Below are 10,709 nucleotides of genomic sequence, written 5' to 3'. Positions count from 1 at the left end.
CTGGAGGCCCAGCGTCTGCGCATGCGCACAAACTACGACATCGAGATGATGCGCCAGGTCGGCTTCTGCTCGGGCATCGAGAACTACTCGCGGCCAGCACGGCGCCCGCGGCCACCCGGAACTCGGGGCGCAGGATCCCGGCCTGCGCGGCCAGCACCAGCAGCAGCACCACACCGATCAACGTGACGGCCACTCCTGCGACGGCCAGCAACTTGCCGATCCAGCCCTCCGACTGTTGCTTGCGCTCCTTGGGCGCGGCCGGGGGTGCCGGCGGCCAGGGCCGCTGCGGCGTCGGGACGTGCTGCGGTGGCGGGGCGTACTGCGGTGGCGGGGCGTACTGCGGCCAGTACGGCGCCGGGGGTGGCATGGGTACCGGTTGCGGCGGGGCGGGAACCGGCTGCGGGCGGTCGCCCAGAATCCGGTCCAGCTCGGCCAGATCGGTGGAGACCCTGGCCAGCCGGCTCGAGATCGCGGCGAAGTCCGCCGACAGCCGGGTGATGACGGCGGAGTGCGGTTCGGTCATACCGCCATCGTCGCAACGGGCGGCCCCGCGGCGGATGAGTACAACTACTCGTCCAGGCCGTGCTCGATCGCGTATCTGGCCAACTCGACGCGGTTGCCGATCTGCAGTTTCCGGAACGTCGCCTGGACATGGTTCTCGATGGTGCGGTGGCTCAGCGACAGCCGTGACGCGATCTGCTTGGCGGTCAGCCCCTTGGCGACGTAACGCAGGATCTCGGTCTCGCGCTCGGTGAGAGCCGGCCCGGCCGGGGTGGCGCGCTCCAACCGCCGGAACTCCCCCAGCACCAGACCGGACAGCCCGGGTGTGAACACCGCGCGGCCCTGCGCGGTGGCCCGCACCGCCTCGCTCAGTTCCTGTTTGGACGCACTCTTGACCAGATACCCGGTGGCTCCCGCCTTGACCGCCTCCAGTACGTCGTCGCGCTCGTCCGAAGCCGACAGCACCAGCACGCGCGAGGACGGTGACACGGCGAGCACCTCGGTCGTCGCCTGGGCGCCGTCCCCGTCGCCCAGGCGCATGTCCATCAGCACCACAGCGGGTTTCACCACCGCGGCCCGCCGCTTCGCCGACGCCACGCCGTCGGCCGTGGCCACCACGTCGAAGCCCTCGTCGGCGAGGTCCCGGGCCACCGCGTCACGCCAGATCGGATGGTCGTCGACCACCATCACCGAAGTCGGCTGGTCGGTCATCGAAGCGTGTCCGGTGTGCGCGGCACGGTCAACTCCCACTCGGTCCCCAGCCCCGGACCGGTGTTCAGCTGCGCCTGGCCGCCCAACCAATCCATCCGTCCGACAATCGATTTCGCGACCCCCATGCGACCTTCGGCCACTGCTTTCTCCAGCCTTCCCTCCGGTATGCCGACTCCGTCGTCGCGGACGCTGACCGTGACGGTGTCGCCGAGATCCTCGAGGAGAACATACGCGCGCGCCCCGGGTCCGGCATGCGCCTCGACGTTGTCCAGCGCGTTGCCCACCGCCGCCAGCAGTTCCGCGGCCACCGTCGCGTCCAGCAGCACGGGGTCGGCGGGCACGCTGACCGACACCCGGTCCGACGCCCGCCTCCGCAACATCGCGCCGAGGTCGGCCGCCGCGCCGTCGCGAGGCTGGGTCTCCCGCGCGCTGACCAGCCTGCGCAGCGCCCGTTCCTGCTGCCCGGCGAGCTCGGCCAGTTCGGCGGTGGCTCCCCCGATCTCGCGTCCTCGGCGCGCCACCAGCGCCAGCACCTGGATCGCGCCGTCGTGGACCTGCCGCGACAGCCGCTCACGCTCCTCCAGCGATGCCGACAGACGGGCCGCCCGTTCCAGTTCGGCGTGCGCACGGCGGGCTGTCTGCGCGGCCATGCCGACCGCGAGGCCGACCGCCAGTTCGATCACGACGGTGGCGTTGCGGCCCAGGTCGATGCTGAGGTAGCCCTTCAGCGCGGCGCTGGTCGCCACCACGACCAGGCCGGCCGACATCCCGGCGACCGGGCCGGACAGGATCGCCGCCGAGATGGTTGCGTTGGTGGCCCACAGCGTGGTCGGCCATGGCTGGTTGTCCAGCGCCCACTGCTCGGACGCGATCAACTCGGTGGACAGCATCAGGGCCACGACCACGACGACCTCGGCCAGCACCCAGCCGGGCCGGCGCCCGAACCCCTGCAGATAAGCCACCGCACACGCCGCGCTCCAGGCGATCAACACACCGAACAGCGCCCAGCCGCCGGCCGGGTGTTCGAGGTCGGCGTTGACCGCCACCTGGAAGTAGAACGCATAGATGCAGCTGAGCAGCCGGAACACCTGAGCGGCCCGCCACAGCGGCGTGGCCGGGTCGGGCGTCACATCACCTTGGAGAGAAACGCTTTCGTCCGTTCGTGTTGGGGATTGGCCATCACCTCGCGCGGGTCCCCCCGCTCGACCACCACGCCGCCGTCCATGAACACCAGCTCGTCGGCCACTTCCCGGGCGAAGCCCATCTCGTGGGTCACCACGATCATCGTCATGCCCTCGGAGGCAAGCTTTTTCATCACGCCCAGCACCTCGCCGACCAGCTCCGGATCCAGCGCCGAAGTGGGTTCGTCGAACAGCATCAGTTTGGGATTCATGGCCAGCGCCCTGGCGATGGCCACCCGCTGCTGCTGACCGCCCGAGAGTTGTGCCGGGTAGGCCTCGGCCTTGTCGGCCAACCCCACCTGCGCCAGCAGGTCCCGGCCGCGATCGGTCGCCTCCTTCTTCCCGACCCCCTTGACCTGGATGGGCGCCTCGATCACGTTTCCCAGCGCAGTGCGGTGCGGGAACAGGTTGAAGTGCTGGAACACCATCCCCACGTCACGGCGCTGCCTGGCGACCTCGCGCGGCCTCATCTCGTGCAGCCGACCCCCGCGCTCGTGGTAACCGACGAGCGAACCGTCGACGTAGAGCCTTCCGGCGGAGACGGTTTCGAGGTGATTGATGCACCGCAGGAAGGTGGACTTGCCCGAACCCGACGGTCCGACGAGCACCAGCACCTGACCCTTGTGCACCTCGAGCGTGATGCCTCTGAGCACCTTCAGCGCGCCGAAGTCCTTGCAGACCAGTTCGGCCTTGACCATCGGGTGTGCGGCGTCGCGCGGCATCGTCACACTCCCGTACCCATCTGCGCCTTCGCCAGCACTTCGAGCTGTTTGGACGTCAACTTGCGTGAGGCACCCCGCGAGAAGTAGCGCTCCAGGTAGTACTGGCCGACCATCAGGACGCTGGTGATCACCAGATACCAGGTGGCCGCGACCATCAACAGCGGCACGGGTTCGAAGATCCGCGCCGCGACCTCCCGCGTCGCGATGCTGTACAGGTCGAACGCGTACGGCACCGCGGTGACCAGCGATGTGGTCTTCAACAGGCTGATCACCTCGTTGCCCGTCGGCGGGATGATCACCCGCATCGCCTGGGGCAGTACGGTGCGGCGCATCGCAAGACCCCAGGACATGCCCAGCGCGGTCGAGGCTTCGAGCTGCCCTTCCGGGACCGAGGTGATCCCGGCGCGGACGATCTCGGCCATGTAGGCGGCTTCGTTGAGCGCCAGCCCGACCACCGCCAGCGCGAACGGGATCGACAGAGTCTGCAGGTCGACGTGAAAGAACGACGGCCCGAAGGGCACCCCGAGCTGGACGTTCTGATAGATCGTCGGGAACAGGCCCCAGAACGCCAGCTGCACGTACACCGGGGTGCCGCGGAAGATCCACAGGAACACCCACGACACCGCGCCGAGCACCGGATTCGACGACAGCCGCATGATGGTCAGGATGACCCCGAGCACGATGCCGATGGCCATCGAATACACGGTCAGCTGCAGGGTGTTGAAAACCCCGAGCAGGATCCTGTCGTTGAAGAGGTACTCGGCGAACGTCGACCACCCGTAGGCAGGGTTGGTCGCCGCACCCCACAGGAAGAGCCCGACCAGGACGACGATGACGGCCGCCGCCAGCCACCGCCAGGGATGGCGCAGCGGGACGGCGTCGATCGCTTCAGGCGGCGTGCCGGCATCGGTCATGGTCGTCAGGACACTGCGCCGTTGATCACCGGCTTGTCGATCATGCCCTCTTCAAGACCCCAGTTGGCGGCGATCTCCTGGTACTTACCGGTCTCGATCAGGTGCTCGAGCGCCTGCAGCAGTGACTGCGCCAACGGCGAACCCTTCTGGACCGGCCACCCGTAGGGCGCGGAGTCGAAGGTCTCACCGGCCTGTTCGAGCTTGCCGTTGGTCTGCTTGATCGCATACAGCGTCACCGGCGAATCGGCCGACATGGCGTCGGCCTGGCCGAGCACCACCGCGTTGGTGGCGGCGTCCTGGCTGTCGAACGGGATGATCTCGATCGGCGGCTGCCCCTCGTCGGTGCACTTCTTGCTGCGGGCGGGCAGCTCGTCGGTCTCCTGGACCGTGGTCGCCTGCACCGCGACCCTCTTGCCGCACGCGTTCTCCGGATCGATCTGACCGCCCGCGGGCTGCGCCCACAGCGTGCCGGCCGAGAAGTAGGTGACGAAGTCGACCTGCTGTTCGCGCTCCTTGCTGTCGGTGAACGACGACATGCCGACGTTGAATGTGCCGCCCTGGATCGACGGGATGATCTTGGCGAAATCGGCCTCCCGGTACTCCGGGGTCAACCCCAGGGTGCCGGCGATGGCGTTCATCAGATCGACGTCGAAACCGACGATCTTGCCGCTCTCGTCCTTGAACTCATTCGGGGCGTACGGGATGTTCACGCCGATGACGAGCTTCCCGGTCGACTTGATGGCCTCCGGCACGGTGTTCGCGATCTCCTCGACCATCTCGGCGGGCGCGGCCGCGGTCGGGGATCCTTCTTCGCTGGCTTCCTGCGAACTGCTCGAACAGCCCGACAGGGCGAGGGCGCCCGTCGCGGCGAAGATCGCCGCGACGCGCCAGATCTTGGTCCGGCGGTCTTGGATTCCACCCAACACAGGTTTGCCTCTACTTTCTTCTTCGGGTCGTCCGCGTCTCCGCCTGAGTCCCCTCAGAACCAGGCATTCCCAGCCAGGAACGTTAACGACCGATGATCCGGCGCGCAGCGCCGGTAACAGGACATTAACGACACGATGGGGACATCACAGCCGTACCGCGAAATCGGCGCTGGGCGTGTCGGCGGTGTGTCACACTGCGCGAATGCAAACCTCTGCTCCCCCAAGCATGTTGCCGCATCTGTGGAAGTCGGCGCTGGTGTCCGGCATCCTCGCCGTCGCGCTCGGCGTGATGGTGCTGGTGTGGCCTGCCAAAACGGTCGTGGTCGCCGCGATCTTCTTCGGCGCCTATCTGTTGGTCACCGGTGTCGCGCAGGTGATCTTCGCGTTCAGCCTGCACGTGTCGGCGGGCGGACGCGTGCTGCTGTTCCTCAGCGGCGCGGCGGCACTGATCCTGGCCGTGCTGTGCTTCCGCAGCCTGCAGGAGTCGATCCTGCTGCTGGCCATCTGGATCGGTATCGGGTTCATCTTCCGCGGCGTGGCCACCGCGGTGTCGGCGATCAGTGATCCGACGCTGCCGGGCCGGGCGTGGGAGATCTTCATCGGTGTGGTGAGCCTCATCGCCGGGGTGATCATGCTTGCCGCGCCGTTCGAATCGCTCGCCACGTTGACGTTGGTGGTCGGCATCTGGCTGATCGTCCTCGGCGTCTTCGAGGTGGTCTCGGCCTTCGGCATCCGCTCCGCCAGCAGGAAACTCCCGTCGACGAGGGACCCGGTCGCAGCGACCGCACCGGAATGAGATGAAAGTCCCAGTCCCAGGCCCCGAGAAAACTACTACACTCTGTCGTAGTTACCCGTAGAGCCTGGGAGTGGCGTATGGACGCACTGGATGTGTCGCGGTGGCAGTTCGGGATCACCACCGTCTACCACTTCATCTTCGTCCCGCTGACCATCGGGCTGGCCCCGCTGATCGCCGTGATGCAGACGGTCTGGCACGTCACGGGCAACACCGCGTGGTACCGGCTGACCCGCTTCTTCGGCAAGCTGTTCCTGATCAACTTCGCGATCGGCGTGGCCACCGGCATCGTGCAGGAGTTCCAGTTCGGCATGAACTGGAGCGAGTACTCCCGCTTCGTCGGTGACATCTTCGGCGCTCCGCTGGCCTTCGAGGGGCTGATCGCGTTCTTCTTCGAATCCACGTTCATCGGGCTGTGGATCTTCGGCTGGAACCGGCTGCCGCGGCTGGTCCATCTGGCGTGCATCTGGATCGTCGCGTTCGGCGTCAACGCCTCGGCGTACTTCATCATCGCCGCGAACTCGTTCATGCAGCACCCGGTCGGCGCGCGATTCAATCCGGAGACCGGACGCGCCGAACTCGTCGATTTCGTCGCGTTGCTGACCAACAACACCGCGATCTGGGCCACGTTGCACGCGATCACCGCGGCGCTGCTGACCGCCGGCGCGTTCGTCGCCGGGATCTGCGCGTGGCTGATGGTGCGCGCGCACCGGCGTGGCGGTGAGGACACCGAGGCGCGCACCATGTATCGGCCGGCGACGATCCTGGGCAGCGCGGTCGCGCTGATCGCCGCCGCGGGGCTGTTCTTCACCGGCGACGTCCAGGGCAAGCTCATGTTCGTTCAGCAGCCGATGAAGATGGCCTCCGCGGAGTCGTTGTGCCACACCGCAACCGATCCCGACTTCTCTATCCTGACCGTCGGCACGCACAACAACTGCGACAGCGTCAGCCACCTGATCGAGGTGCCCTACGTGTTGCCGTTCCTGGCGGAGAGCAAGCTCTCCGGGGTCACCCTGCAGGGGGTCGAGGACCTGCAACGGGAGGCCGAGCAGAAGTTCGGTCCCGGCAACTACCGACCCAACCTGTTCGTGACCTACTGGTCCTTCCGGGCGATGATCGGCCTGCTGCTGGTTCCGGTGGCGTTCGCGTTGGCCAGCCTGTGGTTGACCCGGCGGGGCCGGATCCCCCACCAGCGCTGGTACGGAACGTTCGGCCTGCTCACGATTCCGACGCCGTTTCTCGCCAGTTCGGCCGGCTGGATCTTCACCGAGATGGGCCGTCAGCCCTGGGTCGTGGTGCCCAACCCGACCGGCGACCCGATGGTGCGAATGACGGTGCAGGAGGGCGTGTCCAACCACGCGGCGGGCACGGTGCTGTTCTCGCTGGCGGTGTTCACGCTGCTCTACGGCGCGTTGGCCGTCGTGTGGTTCTACCTGCTGCGGCGTTACGTCGCCGAGGGCCCGCAGGAGCACGACTCCGAACCGGCGCCACCGACGCCCCCGGACGAGGACGACGTCGCGCCGCTGTCGTTCGCCTACTAGGAGATTGTCATGGGACTCCAGGAACTGTGGTTTCTGCTGATCGCCGTGCTGTTCCTCGGCTTTCTGGTGCTCGAAGGCTTCGACTTCGGTGTCGGCATGCTGATGGCCCCGATGGGCACGATCGGCCCGGGCGATCCCGACGACCGGCGACGCGCGGTGCTCAACACCATCGGCCCGGTGTGGGACGCCAACGAGGTGTGGCTGATCACCGCCGGTGCGGCGATGTTCGCGGCGTTCCCCAACTGGTACGCCACGCTGTTCTCCGCGTTGTACCTTCCGCTGCTGGCCATCCTGTTCGGCATGATCCTGCGCATCGTCGGCATCGAATGGCGCGGCAAGATCAACGATCCACAATGGCGGCACTGGGCCGACATCGGGATCGCGCTGGGCTCCTGGCTTCCCGCGTTCCTGTGGGGTGTCGCGTTCGCGATCCTGTTGCAGGGTCTGCCCATCGACGCCGACGGTCATGCGCACGCGGGCATCGGTGACGTGCTCAGCCCCTACGCCGTGCTGGGCGGACTGGCGACCGCGACGCTGTTCGTGTTCTACGGTTCGGTCTACCTCGCGCTGCGCACGGCGGGGACCTTGCGTGACGACGCGTTCCGCGTCGGCCGTGTCATGTCGATTCCGGTGATCGTGTTGGCCGGCGGTTTCGGGCTGTGGACCCAGCTGGCCTACGGCCGCTCCTGGACCTGGCTGCCGCTGGGGGTCGCGGTGCTCGCTCTGCTGATCGCAGTCGGCTTGATGTGGGGGCAACTCCGGGAGGGATTCGCGTTCGTGTCCATGGTGATCGTGATCGCCGCGGTGGCCGTGTTGATCTTCGGGTCGATGTATCCCAACCTGCTGCCGTCGACGCTGAACCCGGACTGGAACGTGACGATCTTCAACGGGTCCTCGACCCCGTACACGCTCAAGATCATGTCGTGGGCGTCGCTGACGCTGCTGCCGCTGGTGCTCGGCTATCAGGCGTGGTCGTACTGGGTGTTCCGCAAACGGGTCACCGCGGAATCCATTCCGGCTTCCATCGGTCTGTCGAGGCGGCCGTCCTGAACGATCCGAGCCGCGCCCCGATCGACCCGCGCCTGTGGCGGGCGTCGGCGGCGACGCGCCGATTCCTGGTGGCCACCACGGGGTGCGGGGTGGTGATCGCGGCGTGCACGATCGCCTCGGCGGTGGTGCTCGCCGATGTGGTGGCACGGGTGATCACCGATCCCGCGTCCCGGAGTGTCGACGCTCTCGGCACACCGATCGCAATCCTGGTGATGTTGTGGACCCTTCGCACACTGGTGCAGTGGCAACAGGGTCGGCTCGCGCAGCACGGAGCGGGCTCCGTGATCGCCGACCTCAGCGAGCAGGTGTTGACCGCGGCCACCTCGCTGCCGCCGCGCGAGCTGGCCACCCGCCGTGACGACGCCGCCGTGGTGATCACCCGTGGACTCGACGGCTTGCGGGTGTACTTCACCGCGTATCTGCCGTCACTGTTCCTGGCGGCCGTCCTGACCCCGGCCACCGCGGTCGTCATCGCACTCTACGACTGGAGGTCGGCGGTGATCGTGATGATCGCGCTGCCGCTCATCCCGGTCTTCATGATCCTGATCGGCCTGGCAACGGCGGACCGGTCCGCCGCGGCGCTGACCGCGATGGCGACGCTGCAGTCCCGGCTGCTGGACCTGGTGGCGGGCCTGCCCACCCTGCGGGCACTGGACCGTACCGATGGAGCCGCCCAGCGAATCGCCGAACTCGGTGCCGCACACCGCCGTTCGGCGATGGCCACGATGCGGATCGCCTTCCTCTCGGCGCTGGTGCTCGAGCTTCTCGCCACCCTAGGTGTGGCGCTGGTGGCGGTCGGGGTCGGCATGCGGCTGGTCTTCGGTGACATGACCCTGACCGCCGGGCTGACCGCCCTGCTGCTGGCTCCGGAGGTGTTCTGGCCCTTGCGCAGGGTCGGGGTGGCCTTCCACGCCGCCCAGGACGGCAAGACCGCGGTACAGGCCGCGTTCCGATTCATCGACGCCGTGCGACCACAGCGGACCGGGACCGACCCGGTGCCCGGCGATGCGGTGACCGTGGAGGTCGACGACCCCGATCTGACCGCACGGCCGGGACGTGTGACGGTCCTGACCGGCCCCAACGGCATCGGCAAATCCACTCTGCTGCAGGCGATCCTCGGTCTGGACCAGCCGATGTCCGGTCAGATCCGGATCAACGAGATCGAGGTGGCCGCCCTCGACCCGCAGCAGTGGTGGTCGAAGGTGGCCTGGCTGGCGCAGCGGCCCGTGCTGGTTCCGGGCACCGTGCAGCAGAACCTGGAGTTGTTCGGCCCGCTGGCCGATCTCGAATCAGCCTGCCGGGACGCCTGTTTCGACGAAGTAGTGACGACGTTGCCGCTGGGCCTGCAGACGGTCGTCGGACGCGGCGGGGCCGGCCTGTCGTTGGGTCAGCGCCAGCGGCTCGGACTGGCCCGCGTCCTGGGCTCCGCGGCGCCTCTGCTGCTGCTCGACGAACCCACCGCTCACCTCGACGGGTTCACCGAAGCCCGCGTCCTGGATGCGATAGCGCGCCGGGCGGCCGGCGGGACGACGGTGATCGTGGTCGGGCACCGCGACCCGGTCCTGGCCGTCGGGGACGTGGTGGTCCACATGGGCGGCGACCGTGTCCCGTCCTGACCCCCTCGTCCAGGCGTGGCCTCTGCTGGGGCTCCGCGCACCACGTGTCGCGGTCGCGGTGCTGTTCGGCGCGTTGTCGTTGGGCAGCGCGCTGGCGTTGACCGCGGTGTCGGCGTGGCTGATCACCCGCGCCTGGCAGATGCCGCCGGTGTTGCACCTGACCGTGGCGGCGGTGACCGTGCGGGCCCTCGGTATTTCCCGTGGGGTACTGGGGTACTGCGAGCGGCTCGCCTCTCACGACACCGCGCTGCGCGCGGCAGGCACCGCACGTGAACGGCTCTTCACCCGGCTCGCCGCCGGGCCCGAGGACGTCGTGATGCGGCGCAGCAGCGGGGAGCTGGTGGCGCGGGTCGGCGCGGGTGTGGACGAACTGTCCGACGTCGTCGTGCGGGCCGTCGTACCGATCTGCATCGCCGCGCTCCTCGGGCTGGTGGCGGTCGCGGTGATCGCGGTGATCTCGCCGGCGGCAGCCGGGGTGCTGGCGCTCTGCCTGTTGGCCGCCGGGGTGCTGGCCCCACTGCTCTCGGCAAGGGCCGCCACGGCTGCGGAAGCCGTTGCCGCCGACCATCATTCGGGCCGCGACAACGCGGTCATGCTTTCTCTCGAACATGCCGCCGAACTGCGTGTCAGCGGCCGCCTGCCCGACATCATCCCGTCGACGTTGTTCTCCGCCGTCACCGAAGCCAACGTGCTGCAGGCCCTGTTCGTCGCGCTGCTCGTCGGGTTCGGGATCCAGGGCATGGGCCAGTCCGGG

At 68.1% G+C, this 10,709-nt stretch carries 10 protein-coding genes and 1 pseudogene; 5 read left to right on the top strand and 6 right to left on the bottom strand.

Annotation, left to right across the window (positions count from 1 at the left end):
* Positions 1-85: 85 nt before the first annotated feature.
* The 6 genes and pseudogenes from ASJ79_RS30860 to ASJ79_RS09600 form a co-directional block, all read right to left on the bottom strand.
* Positions 86-523, bottom strand: a pseudogene (locus ASJ79_RS30860) (DUF2339 domain-containing protein); the annotation flags it as partial.
* A gap of 44 nt (positions 524-567) precedes the next feature.
* Complete coding sequence (locus ASJ79_RS09620) at positions 568-1,212, bottom strand: response regulator transcription factor (protein ID WP_067954538.1); 645 nt, start codon at positions 1,210-1,212, stop codon at positions 568-570.
* Positions 1,209-2,342, bottom strand: a complete 1,134-nt coding sequence (macS, locus tag ASJ79_RS09615; RefSeq protein WP_231750801.1) for a MacS family sensor histidine kinase — start codon at positions 2,340-2,342, stop codon at positions 1,209-1,211. The genes ASJ79_RS09620 and macS overlap by 4 nt, the downstream gene beginning before the upstream one ends.
* Positions 2,339-3,091, bottom strand: a complete 753-nt coding sequence (locus ASJ79_RS09610) for an amino acid ABC transporter ATP-binding protein (RefSeq protein WP_067954542.1) — start codon at positions 3,089-3,091, stop codon at positions 2,339-2,341. Before ASJ79_RS09610 ends, macS begins: the two co-directional genes overlap by 4 nt.
* Before the next feature lie 26 nt (positions 3,092-3,117).
* Positions 3,118-4,029, bottom strand: a complete 912-nt coding sequence (locus ASJ79_RS09605) for an amino acid ABC transporter permease (RefSeq protein WP_067954535.1) — start codon at positions 4,027-4,029, stop codon at positions 3,118-3,120.
* A 5-nt stretch (positions 4,030-4,034) separates the two neighbouring features.
* Complete coding sequence (locus ASJ79_RS09600) at positions 4,035-4,955, bottom strand: ABC transporter substrate-binding protein (RefSeq protein WP_067954533.1); 921 nt, start codon at positions 4,953-4,955, stop codon at positions 4,035-4,037.
* Between the two features lie 202 nt (positions 4,956-5,157).
* On the opposite strand from ASJ79_RS09600, the gene ASJ79_RS09595 reads away from it, so the two are divergent.
* The 5 genes from ASJ79_RS09595 to ASJ79_RS09575 all read left to right on the top strand — a co-directional run.
* A complete protein-coding gene (locus tag ASJ79_RS09595; RefSeq protein ID WP_067954532.1) occupies positions 5,158-5,751 on the top strand; it encodes an HdeD family acid-resistance protein in 594 nt (197 codons plus the stop codon).
* A 77-nt stretch (positions 5,752-5,828) separates the two neighbouring features.
* Positions 5,829-7,289, top strand: coding sequence for a cytochrome ubiquinol oxidase subunit I (locus ASJ79_RS09590; RefSeq protein ID WP_067954529.1), 1,461 nt, complete (start codon positions 5,829-5,831; stop codon positions 7,287-7,289).
* 9 nt (positions 7,290-7,298) lie between these two features.
* The gene (cydB, locus tag ASJ79_RS09585; RefSeq protein ID WP_067954527.1) at positions 7,299-8,339 is read left to right on the top strand and encodes a cytochrome d ubiquinol oxidase subunit II; all 1,041 of its coding nucleotides are present in this window, start codon (positions 7,299-7,301) and stop codon (positions 8,337-8,339) included.
* 68 nt (positions 8,340-8,407) lie between these two features.
* Positions 8,408-9,955, top strand: coding sequence for a thiol reductant ABC exporter subunit CydD (cydD, locus tag ASJ79_RS09580; protein ID WP_231750800.1), 1,548 nt, complete (start codon positions 8,408-8,410; stop codon positions 9,953-9,955).
* Positions 9,942-10,709, top strand: a 768-nt coding sequence (locus tag ASJ79_RS09575; protein ID WP_369803639.1) for a cation:dicarboxylate symporter family transporter, incomplete at its 3' end; no start/stop codon positions are given. The genes cydD and ASJ79_RS09575, both read left to right, overlap by 14 nt.

Source organism: Mycobacterium sp. NAZ190054, from assembly GCF_001545925.1.
In the GTDB taxonomy this organism is placed as follows: domain Bacteria; phylum Actinomycetota; class Actinomycetes; order Mycobacteriales; family Mycobacteriaceae; genus Mycobacterium.
This window is presented reverse-complemented; position numbering and strand designations above follow the sequence as displayed.